Source organism: Streptomyces sp. NRRL B-24085 (assembly GCF_001282115.1).
GTDB lineage: Bacteria > Actinomycetota > Actinomycetes > Streptomycetales > Streptomycetaceae > Streptomyces.
In genome coordinates this window covers 1-21,837 of record NZ_LJBR01000159.1, presented here as the reverse complement: position 1 = coordinate 21,837, position 21,837 = coordinate 1, and the positions used below count along the sequence as shown (strand labels likewise).

Sequence of the window (21,837 nt, the reverse complement as noted above, 5' to 3'; positions counted from 1 at the left end):
CCCCGGTACCCCGGCGCCCGCCGCACCCGCCCGGCCTGCTCGTACGCGTACGCCAGCCGCAGCAGCGTCGGCTCGCTCCACGCCGTGCCCATGAACGTCACCCCGACCGGCAGGCCGAACGCGAACCCCGCCGGAACGCTCACCGCGGGGTACCCGGCGAGCGCCGCGGGCGTGGACGCGCCGCCGCCGTACGTGTCCCCGCGGATCAGGTCGATCTTGGCCGGCGGCCCGGTCGTCGGCATCACGAGGGCGTCGAGGCGGTGCCGGCGCAGCACCGCGTCGATGCCCTCCGCCCGTGACAGCCGACGGTTCACGGCCAGCGCCTCCTCGTACTCCCGCGCCGAGAAGTCCAGCCGCTCCACCGCCTCCAGCCCGTCCTGCCGTACGTACCGCAGTTCCCGGTCGGCGTGCTCGCGGTTGAAGGCGATCAACTCCCGCAGGCTGCGCGGGACCTCACCACGCGCCGCGGCGAGGTAGGTGTTGAGGGCGCGCTTGAACTCGTAGGCCTGGACGACCATCGCGCCGGGCAGGTCCTCCAACTGCTCGGCGGTGGGGATGTCCGCGGGGTCGACGATCACCGCTCCGGCCGCGCGCATCACCTCGATCGCCCGCTCCGCGATGTCGTCGGCATGGTCGCTGTACCCGAAGTACACGGTCCGCGGGATGCCGATGCGCGCCCCGCGCAGCCCGTCCGCGGACAGGAAGCGGGTGTAGTCGCGGTGGGAGCGGCCCCGGCTCGCCGCCGTCGCGGGGTCCCTGGCGTCGACGCCGGTCAACGTGCCGAGCATGATCGCCGCGTCCCGGACCGTACGGGCCATCGGGCCGACGCTGTCCTGGCTCGGCACACCGGGGATGACGCCGCCCCGGCCGACCAGTCCGACGGTCGGCTTGACCCCGACGAGGCAGTTCGCCGAGGACGGGTCGATGATCGAGCCGTTGGTCTCGGTGCCGATGCCGGCGACGCACAGGTTGGCCGCGACGGCGGCGCCGGTGCCGGAGCTTGACTCGTTGGGCGAGCGGTCCAGCTTGTACGGGTTGCGGGTCTGGCCGCCGCGCGCGCTCCACCCGGCGTGGTGGGTGAGCGAGAGGCCGCCCGCCCACTCGCTGAGGTTGGTCTTGCCGAGGACGACGGCACCGGCGGCCCGGAGCCGGGCGGCGACGGTGGCGTCCCGCGAGGGCCGCAGCCCCTCCAGGGCGAGCGAGCCGGCCGTGGTGTGCATCCGGTCCGCGGTCTCGACCAGGTCCTTCAGCAGTACCGGCATGCCGTGCAGCGGGCCCCGGGGCTGCCCGCCCGCGTCCAGCCGTCCGGCCTCCCGCAGCGCGTCGGGGTTGACCTCGATCACCGCGTGCAGCAGCGGGTCGATGCGTTCGATCCGCTCCAGGTAGTAGCGGGTGAGCCGCTCCGCGTCGAGCCGCCCCCTGTCCATCAGCGCGCGCAGCTCGGTGATGGACAGCTCGTCGAACTCCCCGCTCGCGACATCCGCCGCGCGGGCCGGGGCCGCACCCAGCAAGGGCGTGGCCGCCGCCGCGGTGCCGAGCGCCAGCACGTCCCGCCGGGTGGCCCGGATTCCCTCCATACGTGTCATGTACGGCACGTTAGAGACGGAACCGCCCGAACTCCCTCCGGCTGCCCCCCGGTTCGACAGGGGAGCAATCCCCCCGAAGCCGGTGCTTGCCTGGAGTCCACTCCAAGGCGTTGGCTGGACCACCATGAAGTACACGCAGCTCGGACGCACCGGACTCAAGGTCAGCCGACTCGTCCTCGGCACCATGAACTTCGGCCCGCAGACCGACGAGACCGACTCGCACGCGATCATGGACTCGGCTCTCGACGCGGGAATCAACTTCTTCGACACCGCCAACGTGTACGGCTGGGGCGAGAACAAGGGCCGTACCGAAGAGATCATCGGCAACTGGTTCGCGAAGAGCGCCGCCAACCGCGACAAGGTGGTCCTGGCCACCAAGGTCTACGGCAACATGGCCGCGGACGGCGACGCCTGGCCCAACCACGACAAGCTGTCGGCGCTGAACATCCGCCGTGCCGTCGACGCCTCGCTCAAGCGGCTCCGCACCGACCACATCGACGTCTACCAGTTCCACCACGTCGACCGCGCCACCCCCTTCGAGGAGATCTGGCAGGCGATCGACACCCTCGTCCAGCAGGGCAAGATCCTCTACGTCGGGTCCTCCAACTTCCCCGGCTACAAGATCGCCCAGGCCAACGAGATCGCCGCGCGGCGGGGCGGCACCATCGGCCTCGTCAGCGAGCAGTGCCTCTACAACCTCGCCGAGCGGCGCGCCGAGATGGAGGTCATCCCGGCCGCCCAGGAGTACGGCCTCGGCGTGATCCCCTGGTCGCCGCTGCACGGCGGTCTGCTCGGCGGGGTCATCAAGAAGGAGGTGCAGGGCGGCCGCCGCGCCTCCGGCCGGGCCGCGGACACCCTCGCCGACCCGGCCAAGCGGGCCCAGATCCAGTCGTACGAGGACCTGCTGGAGAAGCACGGTCTGGAGCCCGGCGAGGCGGCCCTGGCCTGGCTGCTGACCCGTCCCGGCGTCACCGGCCCGATCGTCGGCCCGCGCACGGCCGAGCAGCTCGCGTCGGCGGTCCGGGCGGTCGAGCTGGAGCTGGGCGAGGAGGTCCTGTCCGGCCTGGACGAGATCTTCCCGGGCACCGGCCCCTCCCCGGAGGCCTTCGCCTGGTAGCACCCGGTGGGGAGCCGCGGCCGGCCGCGGTTCCCCTACCTGCCGAGGACGGCGGCCAACGCCACGACGACGAACATCAGCACGAGCACACCGGCCATGATCCGGTTCCGGGTCTTCGGGTCCACACGTCGAGCCTAACCGGCCGCGCCCAGCGCCCAGCGGCCGACCACCTCGTAGCGGGGCTGCTCCCCCGGCACCCCGGACCCCGGCAGGTTGCTCCGCACCAGCGCCAGCTCGTCCACGGTCCAGGTGCGGCTCGTGAACCCGTCGAGCACCTCCAGGCAGGGCCGTACGTCCACCGCCTCCCGGCTGCGCGCCACGGTCAGGTGGGCCTTGTACCGCCGGTGCTCCCCCGTGTCCACCCCGGCCCTGCGCGCGGCCGCCCCGGCCCGTTCCGCCAGCAGCCGCAGCCCCGGCAGCTCGCCGGCGGCCCCTGCCCACAGGGCCCGCCCGTGCCCGAACTGCCCGCCCCCGTGCACGGCCAGCGGGAAACGGGCGGTCCGCCGGGCCGCCCGCTCCAGCCGCTCCGACAGCTCCGGTACGACGTCCTCGTCGACCTCGCCGTAGAAGGCGAGCGTGAAGTGCCAGCCCGGGACGCCGGTCCAGCGCAGCGCCTCGGCGACCGGCAGCTTCCTCAACTCGGCGACGACCGAGGCGAGTTCCTCGGTGACATCCTGCGGAGGCAGTACCGCGGCGAAGAGTCTCATGGGGGCCAGCCTGTCACCATGGGGCCCGGCCGACGACCGCCGGCTGGTCGCCTGCTGCGTGGCCAACGGCTTCGCCCCGGCGGAGACGTACACCGCCGGGGCGAACGACGACCGGCCGGGCCGGGTACCGGCCCTGCGTGCGGCCGCAGGGCTCAGGCCGCGGGCGCCAACTGCTCCTGCGCCTCGCGCGGCACGAACCGGACGTGCGGGTGGCCGCGGTTCCAGCCGACCGACAGCCGCAGGTTGCCGACGCGGGCCAGGACCAGGCCGATCGTCACGGCCGCCACCGCGGCGATCGCGCCGCCGACCGCGAGGCCCGCCCGGACGCCGTACGCGTCGGTGATCCAGCCGGCGATCGGGGCGCCGATCGGCGAGCCGCCCATGAACACCATCATGTAGAGGGCCATCACGCGGCCCCGCATGGCCGGGTCGGTGCCCATCTGCACGCTGGTGTTCGCGGTGACGTTGACCGTCATGCCGAACATCCCGATCGGGGCCATGAGCAGGGCGAACAGCCACAGCGAGGGGGCGAGGGCGGCCACGATCTCCAGCGCGCCGAACGCCACCGCGCCCACGACGAGGACCCGCATCCGGGCGGTGCCGCGGCGGGCCGCGAGCAGGGCGCCGGCCAGGGAGCCGACCGCCATCACCGTGTTGAAGAGGCTGTAGGAGCCGGCGCCCGCGTGGAAGACGTCGTCGGCGAAGGCCGAGAGGTACACGGGGAAGTTGAAGCCGAAGGTGGACACGAACCCGACCAGGACGATGGTCCAGATCAGCTCCGGCCGCCCGGCCACGTAGTGCAGGCCCTCCCGCAACTGCCCCTTGCCGCGCGGGGCGCGCTCGACGACGTGCAGCTCACGCGCCCGCATCATCAGCAGGCCGACCAGCGGGGCGACGAAGGACAGGCCGTTGGCGAGGAACGCCCAGCCGGTGCCCACGCCGGTGATCATGACACCGGCGACCGCGGGGCCGATCAGGCGGGCCGACTGGAAGTTCGCGGAGTTCAGGCTGACCGCGTTCTGGAGCTGGTCGGGGCCGACCATCTCGGAGACGAACGACTGGCGGGCCGGGTTGTCGACGACTGTCGCGAGGCCCACGGCGAAGGCGGCGAGGTAGACGTGCCAGACCTGGACGTGGCCGGTCAGGGTGAGGACGGCGAGCGCGATGCCGGTGGCGCCCATCGCGGACTGCGTGAACAGCAGCGCGCGGCGCTTGGACAGCCGGTCGACGAGGACGCCGCCGTAGAGGCCGAAGAGCAGCATCGGCAGGAACTGAAGGGCCGTCGTGACGCCGACGGCGGTGGCGGAGCCGGTGAGGCTGAGCACCAGCCAGTCCTGGGCGATGCGCTGCATCCAGGTGCCGATGTTGGACACGACCTGGCCGGCGAAGAACAGCCGGTAGTTCCTGACCTTCAGCGAGCTGAACATGGATGACTTGCGGGACGCAGAGGTAGAAGGGATCGGTGCGGGGGCGGATTCTGCTCCGGGTCCCGTACTCAAAGTGCGTTCGCCTCCTCTTCGTGGCTTACAGGTGTGCGAGTTTCTCCAGCACGGGGGCGGCTTCGCGCAGTTTCGCCCACTCGTCCTCGTCGAGGCCGTCGACCAGGGTGGCGAGGAAGGCGTTCCGCTTGGCGCGGCTCTCCGCGAGCATGGCCTCGGCCTGCTCGGTCTTGGTGACGACCTTCTGGCGCCGGTCCTCGGGGTGCGGCTCCAGCCGGACGAGTCCCTTGGCCTCCAGCAGCGCCACGATGCGGGTCATCGACGGCGGCTGGACGTGCTCCTTGCGGGCGAGCTCCCCGGGGGTGGCCCGGCCGCAGATGGAGAGGGTGCCCAGCACCGACATCTCGGTGGGGCTCAGTGACTCGTCGACCCGCTGGTGCTTGAGCCGACGGGACAGTCGCATCACGGCTGATCGCAGGGAGTTCACGGCGGCTACGTCGTCGCCATGGGTAAGGTCCGGCATCTCTTTAGCATAACTCATTACTCTGGCTAAACAAGCTGGCACACACGGGCATTCCCGTGACTCCGGCCACTCGTCACCCATTCGTCATCCGCCCCGGCACAACCTCCGACGACGGTGACCCACCTCACAGCGGAACCCCAACTACCGTCCTATTTAGGGGTTTTGACGTGGTGGACAGGATCGGCCGCACAGGGTTGCATCAGCAGCTCCGCCCCTCGTGCCGCGTCCCGTCCGTGACCTCCACCCATCCCGAGGAAGCCCGCCTTGCGACGACACCTCAGACAGCTACGGCTCGCCGTGCCGGCCATGGTCCTGGCAGCAGTTCCGACCGCATGGTCCGCCGCCCCGGCACCCGCCGTCACCGGCACCCCCGTCGCCGACACCACCTTCGGCTACACCGCACAGCTCGTCGTCGGCGACCACGACCGCGGCTGCTCCGGGGTCCTGGTCGCCCCCCAGTGGCTGCTCACCGGCGCGAGCTGCTTCGCCGCCGACCCGGCCGTGAGCCTCGCCGTCCCCGCGGGCCGGCCGGCCTCGCCGATCACCGCCACCATCGGCCGCTCCGACCTCACCACCGGCGCGGGCGCGGTGCGCCAGGTCGTCGAGCTGGTGCCCGGCACCACCGGACGGGACGTGATCCTGGCCCGGCTGAACCAGGCGGTCACCAACGTCACCCCGGTGGCCCTGGCCACGTCCGAGCCCACCGCCGGGGAGACGCTGGCGTTCGCCGGGTTCGGACGGACCCGGACCGAGTGGGCGCCCCTGAAACTGCACTCCGGCGCGCTCTCGGTGGACGCCTCGGACCCGGGCACGGTCACGGTCACCGGCGCGGACGGGGTGGCCGCGTGCGCCGGTGACACCGGCGGCCCGGTGGTGCGCACCACGAACGGCACCGACCGTCTGGTGGCCCTCGTCAGCCGGTCGTACCAGGGCGGCTGCTACGGCACCGACGCCACCGAGACACGCACCGGCGGCGTGGCGGCCCGCGTCGACGGACTGGCCGCCTGGATCGACACCGCCGTCACCGCCGCCCACCCCCTCACCAACCAGGGGACCGCGAAGTGCCTGGCCGTCCCCCGGGCCGACACGGAGAACGGCACCGACCTGATCCAGTGGACCTGCAACGGCGGCGCCGAACAGAAGTGGCACCTGACGCCGGTCGCGGGCGGCAACGGCGACCGCTACGTCGTCAGGAACGCCAACAGCGGCCGGTGCCTCGCGATGCCGGCCGCCTCGGTCACCGACGGCACCCAGGCCATCCAGTGGACCTGCAACGGCGGCAAGGAACAGGTCTGGATCCACGACAGCCTCGACCGGCTGCGGAACCTGAACAGCGACAAGTGCCTCGCCATCCCGGCGTCCAACCCGGCCATCGGCACCAAGGCCATCCAGTGGCCGTGCTCGGCCAACACCGACCAGCGGTGGACCTGGTAGCGGCGGGCGGCCCGGTGCCAGAGGGCCGAGGCTCCCCGCCCCGGCGAGCCCCGAAACCGGATCTTCACCCGAACGAGTGAGTCGGGTGCGGAAAGTGAACGCTGGTCCCCCTGGGCGACGACCCTCGTCTCCATGGGGACCAGTGTGCTCAGCCTGCGGATAGACGGGGAGCTGCTCGAGCGGCTCCGGGACCATGCGGCCAAGAGAGGGATGAGCGTCCAGGACTATGTGATCCGAACGCTCGTCCGGGACGACTTCGACGAACGGTTCCAGACCGCAGTCGACGAGACCGAGAAGTTCTACGGGGTCACGTGAGACCGGGGCGGGTGGGGACGGCTCACGTCAGGCCCAAGGCCGGCATCAGGTAGTAGAAGGCGAAGACGGCGGAGACGACGTACATCGCGGCCGGGATCTCCCGGGCCCGCCCCGCCGCCAGGCGCAGCACCACGAAGGTGATGAAGCCCATGCCGATGCCGTTGGTGATCGAGTAGGTGAACGGCATCATCACCATCGTCACGAAGGCCGGGATCGCGATGGTGTGGTCGCCCCAGTCGATGTCGCGGACCGAGTTCGCCAGGATCAGGAAGCCGACGGCGAGCAGCGCGGGGGTCGCGGCCTGGGACGGGACCATGGTGGCGACGGGCGTCAGGAAGAGGGCCACGGCGAAGAGCCCGCCGGTGACCACGTTGGCGAAACCGGTGCGGGCGCCCTCGCCGACGCCGGCCGTGGACTCCACGAAGGCCGTGGTGGCGGAGGAGGAGCTGGCACCGCCCGCGGCGACCGCGAGGCCGTCGACGAACAGGACCTTGTTGATGCCGGGCATCTGGCCCTGGGCGTCGGTGAGCTTGGCCTCGTCGGAGACGCCCATGATCGTGCCCATCGCGTCGAAGAAGCACGACAGCAGGACCGTGAAGACGAAGAGGATGCCGGTCAGCACGCCGACCTTGTCGAAGCCGCCGAACAGGCTGACCTTGCCGAGCAGACCGAAGTCGGGGGTGGCGACCGGGTTGCCGGGCCACTTCGGGGTGGTGAGCCCCCAGGACGGCACCTTGGCGACGGCCTCGATGATCATCGCCAGGACCGTCATGGCGACGATGGAGATCAGGATCGCGCCGGAGACCTTGCGGACGATGAGCGCGAGGGTCAGCAGGGCGCCCAGGACGAAGACCAGGACCGGCCAGCCGTTGAGGTGGCCGTCACCGCCGAGCTGGAGCGGCACGGTGGTCTGGGCGACGTCCGGGATGCGGGAGACGAACCCGGAGTCCACGAGCCCGATCAGCATGATGAACAGGCCGATACCGATGGAGATCGCCTTGCGCAGGCCGAAGGGCACCGCGTTCATCACGCGCTCCCGAAGACCGGTGGCGACCAGCAGCATCACGATGAAGCCGGCCAGCACGACCATGCCCATCGCGTCCGGCCAGGACATCCGGGGAGCGAGCTGGAGCGCGACGACGGAGTTCACGCCGAGTCCGGCCGCCAGGGCGATCGGGACGTTGCCGACCACGCCCATGAGGAGCGTGGTGAAGGCCGCGGTGACGGCGGTCGCGGTGACCAGCTGGCCGTTGTCCAGGTGATGGCCGTACATGTCCTTGGCGCTGCCGAGGATGATCGGGTTCAGCACGATGATGTAGGCCATCGCGAAGAAGGTGGCGAAGCCGCCCCGGATCTCGCGCGGCAGGGTGCTGCCCCGTTCGGAGATCTTGAAGTAGCGGTCGAGGGCGGTCGGCATTGGATGTTCCTACGAGCAGAAGTGGACAGACACAAACCGTTTCAGTATGAACGTATGAGGCCGGTGGAGCCATCTCCGCGCGTAGATGTGATCGCCTCGTAAGCTGTCCCCATGGCCGGTTTTTTCTCGGGACCCCTCAGGCACGAGGCTCCGGAGCCCCTGGAGGGCCCCGTGGTCGCCACCGTCACCGGTGGCACGATCCTGTGGTTCGCGCTGTTCCTCGTACAGCTCCCCTTCTACGGCTGGTTCGCGGACCACGACCGCACCTGGTGGCTGTGGACCTGCCTGGCCGGGGGCGTGCTCGGGCTGTACGGCACCTGGTACGTCCGCAAGCGGGACGCGGCCATCAGGAACGCGGCCGCCACCGACTCCGCCGCCGGCCCTGCTTCCGAGTGACGAGCGCCCCCTAGTACCAGGGCATCACTCGCCCGTTCCCGTCTCCTCCCCAGGTCGGAACTTCCGGTCACTCGGCGGGTGAAGCCGCAAAACCGCACGTACCGTCGAATGCATGACGCACATCGACGCGGGCGCCGCACTCGACCGCACGACGGCCCCGTCAGCGGCGGTGACCGGCCTGACCGCCGCCGAGGTCGCCGAGCGGGTGCGGCGGGGCCAGGTCAACGACGTGCCGGTGCGCAGCAGCCGGACCCTGGCGGAGATCGTCCGGGCGAACGTCTTCACCCGGTTCAACGCGATCATCGGTGTGCTCTGGCTGGTCATGCTGTTCGTCGCGCCGTTCCAGGACAGCCTGTTCGGGTACGTCATCCTCGCCAACACCGGGATCGGCATCGTCCAGGAGTGGCGGGCGAAGAAGACCCTCGACTCGCTCGCGGTCATCGGCGAGGCACGCCCGACCGTACGGCGGGACGGCACCGCGACCGCGGTCAGCACCTCGGAGATCGTCCTCGACGACCTCATCGAGATCGGGCCCGGCGACAAGGCCGTGGTCGACGGGGAGGTCGTGGAGGCCGACGGCCTGGAGATCGACGAGTCCCTGCTGACCGGTGAGGCCGACCCGGTGGTGAAGCGGCCCGGCGACCAGGTGATGTCCGGAAGCTTCGTGGTCGCCGGCGGCGGCGCCTTCCGGGCGACCAAGGTGGGCCGCGAGGCCTACGCCGCCCAGCTGGCCGAGGAGGCCTCCCGCTTCACTCTGGTCCACTCCGAGCTGCGCTCCGGCATCTCCACGATCCTCAAGTACGTGACGTGGATGATGGTCCCGACCGCGATCGGCCTGGTCGTCAGCCAGCTCTTCGTGAAGGACAACGACCTCAAGGACTCCATCGCCCGCACGGTGGGCGGCATCGTGCCGATGGTCCCCGAGGGACTCGTCCTGCTGACCTCCGTCGCCTTCGCCATCGGCGTCATCCGGCTTGGCCGGAAACAGGCCCTCGTCCAGGAACTCCCGGCCATCGAGGGCCTCGCCCGCGTCGACACGGTCTGTCTCGACAAGACCGGCACCCTCACCGAGGGCGGCATGGACGTCACCGAGCTCAGGCCGTTGCAGGGCGCCGACGAGTCGTACGTACGGAAGGTCCTGGGCGCCCTCGGCGAGTCGGACCCGCGTCCGAACGCCTCCCTCCAGGCGATCATCGACGTCTACCCGGACGTCCAGGAGTGGCGCTGCACCGAGTCGCTCCCCTTCTCCTCCGCCCGCAAGTACAGCGGAGCCACCTTCAGCGAGGGCGACGGCCAGACCAGTACGTGGCTGCTGGGGGCGCCGGACGTGCTCCTGTCTGCCGACGACCCCGCGCTCGCGGAGACCGGGCGGCTCAACGAACAGGGGCTGCGCGTGCTGCTGCTGGCCCGGGCCACCCGCGACCTCGACCATCCCGAGGTGGCCCGGGGGGCGCGGCCGACCGCCCTCGTCGTACTGGAACAGCGGCTGCGCCCCGACGCGGCCGACACCCTGCGCTACTTCGCCGAACAGGACGTCCGCGCCAAGGTCATCTCCGGGGACAACGCGGTGTCGGTGGGGGCGGTGGCGGCCAAGCTCGGGCTGAACGGCAGCACGGTGGACGCACGCCGGCTGCCCGCCGAGCCGGACGGGATGGCGCAGGCGCTCGACGAGGGCACGGTGTTCGGGCGGGTCACCCCGCAGCAGAAGCGGGACATGGTGGGGGCCCTCCAGTCGCGCGGGCACACGGTCGCGATGACCGGCGACGGGGTCAACGACGTACTCGCCCTGAAGGACGCCGACATCGGGGTGGCGATGGGCTCCGGTTCGGAGGCCACGCGGGCGGTCGCACAGATCGTGCTGCTGAACAACAGCTTCTCGACGCTGCCGGACGTGGTCGCGGAGGGCCGGCGGGTCATCGGCAACATCACCCGGGTCGCGACCCTGTTCCTGGTCAAGACCGTCTACTCGGTGCTGCTCGCGGTCCTCGTGGTGTGCTGGCAGGTCGAGTACCCCTTCCTGCCCCGGCACCTGACCCTGCTGTCGACGCTGACGATCGGCGTCCCGGCGTTCTTCCTGGCCCTCGCGCCCAACCACGAGCGCGCGCAGCCGCACTTCGTGCGGCGGGTCATGCGGTACTCGGTCCCCGGCGGGGTGGTGGCGGCGATCGCGACCTTCGTGACGTACCTGATCGCCCGTCACCACTACACGGGCCCCGGCGCGCTGGACGCGGAGACCAGCGCGGCGACCCTGACCCTGTTCCTGATCTCGATGTGGGTGCTGGCGATCATCGCCCGCCCCTACACCTGGTGGCGGCTCGCGCTGGTGGCGGCGATGGGCCTCGGATTCGTCCTGGTCCTGGCCGTGCCCTGGCTCCAGGACTTCTTCGCGCTGCAACTGGTCGGGCTGACGATGCCGTGGATCGCGGTCGGCATCTCGGTGGTGGCGGCGGCCGCCCTGGAACTCCTGTGGAGGTGGGTCGACCGCCGCGGTTCCGCCTAGTCCTACTGGACGTCGACGAAGTCGCCCGCCGCGCTGACGGAGGACGTGGTCGTCGTGCCCGCGAAGCTGTAGCGGTAGTAGCCGTCCGCCGTCGCCGTGGTCGTCGTCTTCAGCGTGCCCGTGGACGTCGTGGTGACCGTCTTCAGGGTCGTGTAGGTGCTGCTGCCCTTCTTGCGGAACTGGAGCTTCACCGGCTGGGTCGAGTAACCCGCGTACGTGTTGGTGTCCCAGTTGGCGCGGGCCAGCTTGCCCGTGACGGTGATCGTCTTCCCCTTCTTCACCGGCTCCGGGGAGGCGTTGACGGTGAGGGTGGCCCGGCGCTGGAGATGGGTGCTGCCGAGGCCGCCCTGCAGGGTGACCCCGTCGTTCGCGTCGACCGCGACGGCGCCCAGCTTCCAGGTACCGGCATCGGTGCTGACCAGATCGCCGTACTCGTCGCTCTTGGGACGGAACTGGATCTTCGCCGTGCACTTCAGGACCGTCGAGGAGGACACTGTGCAGGTGCCGGCCTCGTCCCCGCCGAGCACGGTCTCGGAGTCCAGGTCGAGGGTGCCGCGGTAGAGGACGGGCCCGGTCTGGAAGGAGCTCGCACTCAGGCTTGCGGGCTTGGTCACGGTGTAGGTCGCCGAGACCGTGACCATGGACGTCGACCCGACGACGATGTTCTTGCCGCTGTTGACCTTCAGGTTGGAGAAGGTGACGGCGGGCCCGGCCGTGGCGGCCGAGGCGGACGGCACGGCAAGGGCGGAAAGTGCCACGGCGCCGGAGGCGACGAGGACGAGGGCGCGTATGCGCATGTGCGTTCCCCATGAGGAGAGAAGGATCTCGGAGTCTGATGACTCACTCCGTAGATCCGTGACTCACGGGGTTGGTTGTACCCGTGAGACGTGATTTGGCCCGCACATGCGCAACGCTTTGCTTCCGCTCGACTTACTTGACGTCGATGAAGTCACCCGCGGCGTTGACCGCCGGAGTGGTGGAGGTGCCCGCGAAGCTCCAGCGGAAGTACCCGTCGACCGTAGCCTTGACCGTGGTCTTCAGGTCACCTTTGCTGTTGGTCTTGACCGTCTTCACGGTGGTGTAGGTGTCGGAGTCCTTCTTCCGGAACTGCAGCTTCACCGGCTGGGTCGAGTAACCCGCGTACTTACGCGTCTCCCAGTTGGCCCGCGTCAGCTTGCCCGTGACGGTGATGGTCTTGCCCTTCTTCACCGGCTCGGGGGAGGCGTTGGCCGTGAGCTTCGAGAGGCGCTGGAGCTTGTGGGTGCCGTGGAAGTCGTTCCAGTAGTCGGTGCCGGCCTCGTCGGCGGCCATCGCGGCGGCAGTCACGTGCCAGGTGCCGGCCAGCGAGTTCATGTACAGCTCGCGGCCGAAGTCGACTGTAATGGTGAGCTTGCAGGTCGAGGTCGTGGTGCTGACCGCGGTGCAGGTGGCGTTCTGCTCGTTCGGAGCGAACACACCGTCGACATGGTCGGTGTCCCGGCCGTGCCACAGGTCGATGTACGCGTCCTGGATACCGGCGGAGTGACTGGCGGTCAGCGACACGGTGAAGGTCTTGACGCCCGAGGTACCGGCCACGATGGCCTTGCCGCCGTTGACCTGCACGCTGGAGACGACCGGCAGTTCCGCGTCGTCGGCGGCGCGCATCGCGGCTCTGGAGAAGCCGAAACGCTCCGCGGCAGTGGGTTTGTGGAGGCCCCCGCCGTCGGCCTGTGCGGCCGGGACGGCGAGGGCGGCGAGGACGAGACCGCCGGAGACGGCGGCCACGGTGGTGCGGATGCGCATGCGTTCCCCCAGGGACTGGTCGAAGAGCCTGGCGGCTCGTGGGGTCAGATGCGCGACCGGGCTGAAGCGTTGCAGAAGACCGGGCTGATTTTTACGAGTCCCTGGTCAGACCTTGGGCCACATGGTCTTGCTGGCGGCGAGTACGCCCTTGCCGTCGCCCACGTACAGGCGCAGGTCGCCCGCGGTGGTCAGGGCGGCGAGGTCGGCCTTGCCATCACCGTTGAAATCACCGCCGAGCACGACCCGCATGCCGCCCCAGGTCTTGTCGGGCCACATCGAGCGGGCCTTGTCGAAGGTGCCGTCGGCCTTGCCGGTGTAGAGGTGCAGTGCCCCGTCGGCGGCGACCGCGGCGATGTCGTCGCGTCCGTCACCGGTGAAGTCGGCCGTGGCGATGAGCTTCTTCTTCCACGTCTTGTCCGGCCACATCGACTTCTTCTGGTTGACCAGGTCTCCGTTGGCGTCCCGCTTGTAGGTGTAGAGGGAGCCGTCGGGCCACTGGAACAGCAGGGTGTCACGTCCGGCGGTGCCGGTCCGCAGGGCGGCGACCGGAAGGGCGTCCTTCCACGCGGCGTCGGTCCAGAGCTGGCGGTGCTCCCAGAGCGAGGACGGGAAGCGCCCCCATATGACGCGCTGCTTCGCCAGGGAGAGGTTTCCGTCCTTCCCCACGGCGATGACCTCCATCCCTTTGGAGTCGTCCAGGAAGTCGCCCGCGATGAGCTGCTTCTGCGTCGGTCGGCCGAGGACGCTCATGAAGTTGCCGAACTGCAGCGTCCCGTCCGGACGGCCTCGGAAGAGCTGCGCCGAGCTGTTGTCCATGAGCGCCGCGATGTCCGTACGTCCGTCGCCGTCGAAGTCGGCCGCGGTGAGGGCATTGGTGATGTGCTTCTGGCGGCTCGTCAGCCGGACCTGCTGGACCCAGTCCGCGATGTCGTCGACGCGGGTGGCGACGGCCCCGGTGCGGGTCTCCGACGAGTTGAGGCAGCCACCGTCCCACGCGGCGCTGACCACGCCGACGACCTCTCCCGAGGTGTTGAGCACGGGCCCGCCCGCGTCGCCCTTGCACAGGGCGGCGCCGGCGGCACCGGGCGAGATCGCGAGGGTCGTCGGGTTCACCAGGTCCACGCCGAAGGAACCGGTGTGGGCGCGCTCGGGGGTCCACTCCTGCTTGGTCCGGCCGTAGCCGACCGCCCTGAGCTGGTCGCCCTGGACCGGTGTGGCATCGCTGAGCTGCGCGGACGAGATGTCCGGGAAGGGGCCGCCCAGCGCGTCGTCGGCGGAAACGGGATTGAAGCGAGCGAGGACGAGGTCACGGCCCGGGTAGGGGACGATCTCCTGGACCTTCTGGTTGCGCTGCGCGGCGGCCGTCGGTTTGTTGCCGTCGGCCGTCACCACCGCGGGCAGCGGCGGCACGCCCTTGGTGAGCGCGGTCGCCTGCTGGGGGTCGGCGGCGAAGCAGCTGGCGGCGGTGAGCACCCACTGCTGGTCGACGAGGGTGCCGGAGCAGGCTCGTTCGTTGTCGGTGCCACCGGCCACATGGACCTTGACCGTGTACTGGTCGGTGTCATCGGCGACCTGGTCACCGGTGGCGGACTGGGCCGGGGCCGCAGCGAGCAGACCGGTCGTCAGACCGGCGGCCGCGAGTCCGGTGGCCCACACCATGCGCGTCCTGCGCGGACGGACGTCTTTCACGTTTCCTCGAATCCCGGAGTCTTGTGGTCAGCTGGGCGCATACAGCGCGGAGGTGGGCAGGTCAGCCCGTCACCCTGAGCTCGACGAGCACCGAGGACGCGCCTCCGGCCGCCTCGCCGACGGATTCGAAGCCGCCCTTGGGCACGGCGACCGTGGTGGTCCTGCCGCCTGCCGTCAGGTCGGCGCTGACCGGGTGGTCCGCGGCCTCCACGGCGAAGACCTGGGGAAGTTCCAGGGTGAGGCGGCCGCTCTTCCCGACCGCCTGGAAGCAGTAGGTGCCGGCCCGGCCCACGGAGTCGTCCTTGCGGGTCAGTACCCGAATCTGCTGGGCGGCCGGGGCGCATTCGGCGAGCAGAATGCGTCCGTCGCCCTTCTTCAGTTTGATTCCCTGTTCGGCAAGGATTCGGTCGGCCCCGGGATAACCGTAGTCCTCGACAGCTACGGGCGGCTTGTCGGCCGACGGGGATTGCGGTGGATCGTCAGCGGACGCCACGGAAATTCCGGTGACCGTGGCGCACGCCACCGCGACTCCGGAAACAATGAGATTTCGGGCACGGAAAGGCACCGAGAATTCCCTTCGAAAAAAGCGCATGACTGGGCCGCAGCCACCTATGACTGCCAGATATGCCCTGATCAGCCGGTCGCGCACAGGCGCACCGGGTCCCCGTTCTACCCCCTGAAGATGCGAGTCCGGGTGAAGCGTCGGCTGGTCAGGCCGAGCATTCCCGAAGCAAAGTCGAGGCACAGCATATGCAGATTCACGATCGACGTCAATACGCTTACAATAAATCCCCATTGCCCGATATGCCCGGCTCTGAAATTCTCGCCTACCGTTCGGTAGAACGGCGGCTATGCTTACCCGTCGACCATTCGGCGACTCACATTTCGGGGGTCGTCGCCGATTTACAGACAGGTACCCAGTGAATCGAAGAACTGACCAACTCGATGCCACCGGAATATCGAAACGCCTGATGCACGGCGCCATGCTGGGCGTGCTGCCCATGGCGATCACCATGGGGCTGCTCGGCACCGTTCCGACGGCGTCCGCCGCCTCCTCCGTACCCCCCGCCGACGACGGCGGCACGACGAGTGGCGCGTACTCCGACCGCGGCCGGGTGCTTGAGCTGTGGAAGTCGGGCGGGCCCGGCCTGCGGGCCGCCGCCGAGGTCGCCCTGACCGGTGGCGACAGCGACGTGCGGCACTTCCTGAACGACGTCGCGACCGAGACGGCGTACCAGGACGACCGGGTACAGACCGCGCAGATCGCGGGGCTCGGCGGACGCGGTCTCCAGGAGGCCGCACGCAAGGCACTGGCCGGCAGCCAGGGGGACCTGGACACCTTCCTGAAGGACGGCTGGAAGGCACCGCTGGAACAGGACCAGCGCGTCCGTATCGCACAGATCGTCGACGCGGGCGGGCCCGGTGTGCAGCAGGCCGGGCGCGCCGCGCTGACCGGCAGCGTCGACGACATGACCGCCTTCCTCAACGACGGCCAGTACACCCAGCGTGAGGAAGACGAGCGCGTTCAGCTCGTGCAGATCATGAGCACGGCCGGGACCAACGTGCGGGCCGCGGGCCGGGTGGCCCTGGAGGGGACGGCCGCCGACATCCGCGAGTTCCTCCAGGTCGGCCAGTACGTCGCCCGGTCCAGGGACCAGGAACGCGCCACCATCGCCCAACTCGCCGCGCAGGCCAAGGAGGCCGGGCGCCAGGCGCGCGCGGAGACCGAGGCGGCCAAGGACGCCTCCGCCCGGGCGATCGCGGCTTCGGCACTTGCCAAGGAGGCCGCGCAGAAGGCGGCAGCCGAGACGGAGGCCGCGCGCAAGGACTCGGTGCGTGCCGCGTCCGCAGCCTCCCGCGCGGCCACCGCCGCCAACCAGGCGGCCAGGGCAGCGCAGCAGGCCATCGACGCGGCGCGGGCCGCCAACAACTCCGCGCGTACAGCGGCCAGTGCCGCCACCCAGGCCGCAGCCGCCGCGTCCGGCGCCGCCCAGGCCGCCAGCCGGGCACGCGGGGCCGCCGCCGACGCGGCCGCCGACCACAGCAAGGCGAGCGCCGCCCGCAAGGCCGCCGACGAAGCCAACGCCGCGGCCAAGGGCGCCCGGCTCGCGGCCGACGCCGCCAACCAGGCCGGTGTCGCCGCGACCGCGGCCGGAGACGCGGCACGGGCCGCGACCAGCGCCGGCAACAACGCCGACGCCGCCGCCAGTGCCGCGACCGACGCCAGCCGTTTCGCGGACCAGGCCGGCGCGAGCTCCGCCGAGGCCAGTGCCGCGGCTGCCGCCGCCCGTGCCCAGGCGGCGGAGGCCACGCGCGCCGCGAACGCCGCCGAGAGCCTGGCCCGCAAGGCGGCCACGGCCGCGAACGAGGCCCGTGACGCGGCCAACTCGGCCGCCACCCATGCGGAGAACGCGGCCAAGGCAGCCAACGCAGCCGCCGACCACGCCGTGGAGGCCGGAAAGGCGGCAACAGAGGCGACCGCCCACGCGAAGGCCGCCAAGGAGGCGGCGGACACCGCGAGCGCGGCCGTGACCAGGGCCAAGAACGTGTTCACGCTGGCCCGTCAGATCGAGGCGGAGGAACTGACCGCCCGGACGAACGAGGCCATCGCCCTGGCCCGGCAGCTCAAGGCGCAGGAAGAGCGGCGGCAGGCGGCGCAGGACCGCGTGGCCCAGGCCGCCGCGGACCTCGAAGCGGACGCCCGGCGCCTGAGCACGGCCGCCTCCGCACCGGACGCGGACCAGCAGAAGCTGGCCGCCGAGGGCCGTGACGTCGCGCTGCGCACCCTGAAGACCCGCGGTCCCTGGAGCCGTTCGGCGGCCGGAGAGGCGCTCTCCGGTGACACCGCCGACGTGGTGTCCTACCTGCGCTCCGGACGACTGGAGGCGGTGCGGGGCGACGAACGGTCGCGCGCGTTGACGCTGGCCCTGGATTCGCCGGCCCCCGCCGTACGCCACGGGGCCGAGCAGGCCCTGGGCGACGGCTCGGCCGAGGTCAGCTCCTTCCTGGAGAGCGGTCAGTACGAGGCGATGGCGGACGACCTGCGCGTCTACGTCGCGAAGGTGACCTCCAAGGGTGGCCCCAGCGTGCAGAGCGCGGGGCGTACGGCACTGAACTCCGGCTCCGTGGACAAGTACCGCAGCTTCGTCGTCGCCGGTCAGTACACGGCACGCACCGAGGACGAGCGGGTCCGGGCGGCGCAGCTCATCGACAGCGGCGGCCCCGAGGTCAGATCGGCCGCCCGGATCGCGCTGGAGGGTCCTGCACCGCTGCTGCACTCCTTCATCCAGCGGGGTCAGTACCAGGCGCTGCGCAAGGACCAGCTCGCCGCCGGCCATGTGGCCCTGCTGCAGCAGATGATCTCCGGGGCCGCCTCGGTGGCCGCCACCGCGCAGAAGAACGCGGCGGAGGCGGGCAAGGTCGCCGCCACGGCCCGCAAGGCCGCGGCCGAAGCCACTGAGTACGCCAAGCAGGCCGACGCCTCGGCGAAGGCCGCCAAGGGGTACGCCGACGACGCCCTCAAGTCTGCGAAGGAGGCGGAGACCTCCGCAGCCAACGCCGCGGCTTCGGCCCGTACCGCGCGTGCCGCGGAGGCCGACGCCCACGCGGCGGCGGCACGGGCGATCTCATCGGCCGCCGAGGCGCAGGTGTCCGCGAACTGGGCCCAGGGTTCCGCCGACGAGGCGTGGAGCGCGGCCCAGGAGGCACGGGCGTCGGCGACGGCCGCGGGCAAGGACTCCGCGGCGGCCGGCAAGGCCATGCTGGAGGCCTTCCAGACCGCGGTCTCGAAGCAGATCCAGGAGGAGGCCGAGTTCCGTAAGACGGAGGAGGCCTGGCGCAGCGTCCCGGACCCGGAGGGCCCGCAGGAGGAGGACGACGGCTGGATCCCGGACTGGCTGGAGGACAAGACGGACACTGTCCTCATCTACGGTGAGGCCATCTTCACCAACCCGGACGTCTGGGGCGGGCTCGCCGAGACGGGCGCGGGCGTACTGATGATGGGCGCCGGCGCGTCCGGTGACCTGGCCGGCGGCGCGCTGTGCATCACCGGCGTCGGCTGCCTCGCCGGCGCTCCGGCGATCGCCGCGAGCACCACCCTGGTCGTCGGGGGCGGGTTCACCAGCGCCGACGGCATCGGCCGCTTCAACGACGGCCTGGGCCAGGCGCTGCGCGAGGCGCAGAGCAAGAGCAACGCCGTGCAGAGGGCGCAGACCGGGCCGAAGAAACCACCGACCGACGGCAAGCTGCCGGCCTTCCCCAACGCCGCGAAGGCCAAGTCGAAGACCCCGGTGCAGGGCGGTGGCAACCTGCGCAAGCGCTGGAAGGACCCCAAGTCCGGTGAGATCTACGAGTGGGACTCCCAGCACGGCACGGTGGAGAAGTACAACAAGCGGGGCAAGCACCTCGGGGAGTTCGACCCGAATACTGGAGCCCAGACCAAGCCTGCGGACCCCACCCGGAAAGTGACCCCATGAGATTCCTTGTCACCCGCTACTTGAAGGACGAGGACTTCCCCGACTCGTCCACCGACATCACGGCTGTCGGCCTGGACGCCCTCACCGACTTCCTGGGGATGCCTGCGGAGCACTTGGCAGACGTGTATCCACTGAAGCAGGAGGACGCCGAGCGCTTCCGGCATCTGACCGGTATCACACTCGACCTGGAGAAGTACGAGTACTTCCTGGAGGCTGAATGACGGATTGCGCCGGGGGCCGTCCATCAGGACGGCCCCCGGTGCTCAGTCGAACCAGCGGTCCCGTGCCAGTTCCTCCGTGCGGGTCGGGTCCTCCAGGAGGGCCGCCACCTCGAAGCGGCGGGGCCACTGTCGGGCCGCCCAGGCGAGGCCCGCGGCGACGCCCTCCAGGGTGGACGCGTGCAGGATGCCGTCGTTCGTCAGGCGCCAGTCGATCTCCACGCCGTCGACGACGAGTTCGTCGTGCTCGACGTACGTGGCGGGGGTGCCGGCGCCCAGCAGGATCCGTACCGGCTCCGGGACCTCGTGCTCGGTGCCCTCGGAGTCCACCGAACCCGTCACCGACTCGCTCAGGCGGCGGACCTGGAAGAGTTCGGCGAGTTCGGCGGCCCGGGAGGGGCGGACCGGCAGCAGGGGGACGCCCTGTGTGAAGGGCAGCAGGTCCGGCGAGTCGACGACCACCGCGTCGGCCGCGTCCACGACCTCGACCCGGCCGTCGGTCACCGCGCGCAGCTCGTCGGGCAAGGTGACCTGTTCGGGGTCCAGGTCGGCCAACGCGCTGTAGAGGCCGTGCAGTTGTGCGCCGGTGACCGGCCGCGAGGGGTCGGCCAGGCGGTCCAGCAGTTCCGCCGCCCCGCCCGGCTCCGCGAGCAGCGCGGCCACCGAGGTCCGCACGCCCAGCGCCCGCAGCACCTGCTCGTCGTCGAACCCGGTCGCGTCCGCCTCGTCGTACAGGCCGCGCAGGAGGGGGTCTCCCCCGGCCGCCAGCAGACCTGCGGGGCGGCGGCCGTCCAGCACCGGGTTCCCGCGCAGCCACCAGGCGGTGTACGGCCGTACGACCTCGTGCGTGCCGTCCGGCAGGAGGATGCGGACCTGCTGGGTGAGGGCGTCCCTGAGCGGGGGCTGTGCGAGCAGGGCCAGGGCCTCGGGCCACTTGTCCTCGTCGACCAGGTCCAGGTCGCGCACGGCGATCAGCTCGGTGGCGACCGGCGGTACGGGCGTGTCCGGGAAGCGGTCGAGGATGTCCTCGCACCACACGTCCACCGCGTCGAGCAGCCCGGCGTCGTCCGGTTCGGCGAAGTCGCCGTCGCGCGGCTCCAGTTCGTCCGGGTCCAGCACCACGTCCGTGGCCCGGACCAGGGCGAAGTCGGCGAGCACCCCGCAGGCGGCGAGTGGCTGCTCGCCCCACTTCCGGGCCAGGTCGGCGTCCACGAAGGCGAGTTCGTCCTCGCGGATCACCCGGGCGAACGGGCTGCCGGGCAGGACGAGTTCACCGGCGGGGACCAGTTCCCCCTCCTCGTCGGGCAGGGCGAGCGCGCCCAGCCACGGCTCGTCACCGGGTTCGAGCCCCGCGTCCCGCACCAACCCCAGCACGGTGTCGGCGAGTTCTTCCGCGTCCGGGGTGTCCTCCTCCCAGCTCATGCCCCCGTCGTCGTCCAGGGACGCGGCCACGGCCGCCCGCACCTGGGGCGTGGTGAGCACCGCGCGCGGGGTCGCGGGCAGCGCGCCGAGCTTCTCCAGGAGCGGGTGGGCGGCGTCCGGGTGGGCGACCTTGAGGCCGAGCCGGGTGAGGACGCCGGGGTCGATCAGGGGCCCGTCCGAGGTGGGTAGCAGCACCTGCCGGGGCCCGATCGTCGTACGTCCGTCGGCAAGCGGCACCGGAAGCCCGGAGAGCCGGTCGGGGTCGACGCCCGCGAGGCTGTCGTAGAGCCGCTGCCACCACTCCGGCTCCTTCTCCAGCCCCGCCAGCCGGTCGATCGCGTCGGTCAGCGGAACCCGGGCGACGCCCAGCGTGCGCAGCTCCACCCGCCGTTCGAGTCCGGCGGGCAGCAGGGTGGGCAGCACCTCGGCGAGCACCCGTACGGTGTCGGCGCCGGCGCCCTCGACGACCTCGGCCTCGCGCGGGCGCAGCACCTCCGGGAGGTCGTCGGTGGGTTCGAGCGCGGGCGGCAGGAACGCGGTGCGCGGGAGCCGCTCCAGGATCGCCTGCCGCAGCGCCCCGTCCAGCTCGCCCTTCCCCAGCGGGCCGGGCACCAGCGCGATGATCCCCTCGCTCACCGGCCGCCAGCCGGCGAGGAGTTCGGTGTACACGTCCGCCGCGCGCTGCACGAGGAAGTCGGTGAGCGGGCCGGGGGCCGCGTGCCGCCGGGTGGTGTCCAGCGGGAAGGAGGCGATGAGCAGCGCGGGGACGCCGAGCGGTTCGTCGCTGGGCGTCGGGGCGTGCACGACGGGGCTGGTG

17 protein-coding genes are annotated in these 21,837 nt (G+C 71.2%); 7 read left to right on the top strand and 10 right to left on the bottom strand.

The annotated features are described in order from the left end of the window. A partial coding sequence (locus tag AOJ26_RS19000; RefSeq protein ID WP_053849509.1) for an amidase occupies positions 1-1,577 on the bottom strand: 1,577 nt, incomplete at its 3' end. A 133-nt stretch (positions 1,578-1,710) separates the two neighbouring features. On the opposite strand from AOJ26_RS19000, the gene AOJ26_RS18995 reads away from it, so the two are divergent. After that, the gene (locus AOJ26_RS18995) at positions 1,711-2,703 is read left to right on the top strand and encodes an aldo/keto reductase (RefSeq protein ID WP_053849508.1); all 993 of its coding nucleotides are present in this window, start codon (positions 1,711-1,713) and stop codon (positions 2,701-2,703) included. A gap of 134 nt (positions 2,704-2,837) precedes the next feature. On the opposite strand, the gene thpR is transcribed toward AOJ26_RS18995, so the two are convergent. The 3 genes from thpR to AOJ26_RS18980 form a co-directional block, all read right to left on the bottom strand. Then, the gene (gene thpR / locus AOJ26_RS18990; RefSeq protein ID WP_053849507.1) at positions 2,838-3,410 is read right to left on the bottom strand and encodes an RNA 2',3'-cyclic phosphodiesterase; all 573 of its coding nucleotides are present in this window, start codon (positions 3,408-3,410) and stop codon (positions 2,838-2,840) included. Between the two features lie 152 nt (positions 3,411-3,562). Then, on the bottom strand, positions 3,563-4,837 hold the full coding sequence (locus AOJ26_RS18985; protein ID WP_053849506.1) for an MFS transporter: 1,275 nt from the start codon (positions 4,835-4,837) through the stop codon (positions 3,563-3,565). Positions 4,838-4,934: 97 nt separating this feature from the next. Then, positions 4,935-5,372, bottom strand: a complete 438-nt coding sequence (locus AOJ26_RS18980) for a MarR family winged helix-turn-helix transcriptional regulator (protein WP_053849505.1) — start codon at positions 5,370-5,372, stop codon at positions 4,935-4,937. Between the two features lie 306 nt (positions 5,373-5,678). Here AOJ26_RS18980 and AOJ26_RS18975 point away from each other — a divergent pair, with 306 nt between their 5' ends. Beyond that, positions 5,679-6,806: an RICIN domain-containing protein gene (locus tag AOJ26_RS18975; RefSeq protein ID WP_053849504.1), complete on the top strand. Its 1,128-nt coding sequence runs from the start codon at positions 5,679-5,681 to the stop codon at positions 6,804-6,806. A 132-nt stretch (positions 6,807-6,938) separates the two neighbouring features. Continuing rightward, a complete protein-coding gene (locus AOJ26_RS18970) occupies positions 6,939-7,121 on the top strand; it encodes a hypothetical protein (RefSeq protein WP_053849503.1) in 183 nt (60 codons plus the stop codon). Positions 7,122-7,143: 22 nt separating this feature from the next. On the opposite strand, the gene AOJ26_RS18965 is transcribed toward AOJ26_RS18970, so the two are convergent. Then, positions 7,144-8,538 (bottom strand): NCS2 family permease, encoded by a 1,395-nt coding sequence (locus tag AOJ26_RS18965; RefSeq protein WP_053849502.1) that lies wholly within the window; start codon positions 8,536-8,538, stop codon positions 7,144-7,146. A 111-nt stretch (positions 8,539-8,649) separates the two neighbouring features. Here AOJ26_RS18965 and AOJ26_RS18960 point away from each other — a divergent pair, with 111 nt between their 5' ends. Both AOJ26_RS18960 and AOJ26_RS18955 read left to right on the top strand, forming a co-directional pair. Further along, on the top strand, positions 8,650-8,934 hold the full coding sequence (locus AOJ26_RS18960; protein WP_053849501.1) for a DUF2530 domain-containing protein: 285 nt from the start codon (positions 8,650-8,652) through the stop codon (positions 8,932-8,934). Between the two features lie 112 nt (positions 8,935-9,046). Further along, entirely contained in the window at positions 9,047-11,434 is a 2,388-nt protein-coding gene (locus AOJ26_RS18955) for a cation-translocating P-type ATPase (RefSeq protein WP_053849500.1), read from the top strand. 2 nt (positions 11,435-11,436) lie between these two features. Here the strand turns inward: AOJ26_RS18955 and AOJ26_RS18950 are convergent, their stop codons facing one another. The 4 genes from AOJ26_RS18950 to AOJ26_RS44415 all read right to left on the bottom strand — a co-directional run bounded on the left by AOJ26_RS18950 (position 11,437) and on the right by AOJ26_RS44415 (position 15,554). Next, a complete protein-coding gene (locus AOJ26_RS18950; RefSeq protein ID WP_053849499.1) occupies positions 11,437-12,231 on the bottom strand; it encodes a hypothetical protein in 795 nt (264 codons plus the stop codon). Positions 12,232-12,364: 133 nt separating this feature from the next. Continuing rightward, the gene (locus tag AOJ26_RS18945; protein WP_053849498.1) at positions 12,365-13,216 is read right to left on the bottom strand and encodes a DUF5707 domain-containing protein; all 852 of its coding nucleotides are present in this window, start codon (positions 13,214-13,216) and stop codon (positions 12,365-12,367) included. 105 nt (positions 13,217-13,321) lie between these two features. Beyond that, positions 13,322-14,905, bottom strand: a complete 1,584-nt coding sequence (locus AOJ26_RS18940; RefSeq protein ID WP_143663566.1) for an FG-GAP-like repeat-containing protein — start codon at positions 14,903-14,905, stop codon at positions 13,322-13,324. Between the two features lie 61 nt (positions 14,906-14,966). Next, positions 14,967-15,554 carry a hypothetical protein gene (locus tag AOJ26_RS44415; RefSeq protein ID WP_234358597.1) on the bottom strand — a complete coding sequence of 196 codons (588 nt, stop codon included), beginning with the start codon at positions 15,552-15,554 and terminating at the stop codon, positions 14,967-14,969. 271 nt (positions 15,555-15,825) lie between these two features. Between AOJ26_RS44415 and AOJ26_RS18930 the strand changes: the two genes are divergently transcribed. After that, positions 15,826-19,380: a colicin E3/pyocin S6 family cytotoxin gene (locus tag AOJ26_RS18930; protein ID WP_234358596.1), complete on the top strand. Its 3,555-nt coding sequence runs from the start codon at positions 15,826-15,828 to the stop codon at positions 19,378-19,380. Then, entirely contained in the window at positions 19,377-19,601 is a 225-nt protein-coding gene (locus AOJ26_RS18925) for a DUF7683 domain-containing protein (RefSeq protein WP_053849496.1), read from the top strand. Before AOJ26_RS18930 ends, AOJ26_RS18925 begins: the two co-directional genes overlap by 4 nt. 42 nt (positions 19,602-19,643) lie before the next feature. Here the strand turns inward: AOJ26_RS18925 and AOJ26_RS18920 are convergent. Continuing rightward, on the bottom strand, positions 19,644-21,837 hold a 2,194-nt coding region (locus tag AOJ26_RS18920), incomplete at its 5' end, for a hypothetical protein (RefSeq protein WP_053849495.1).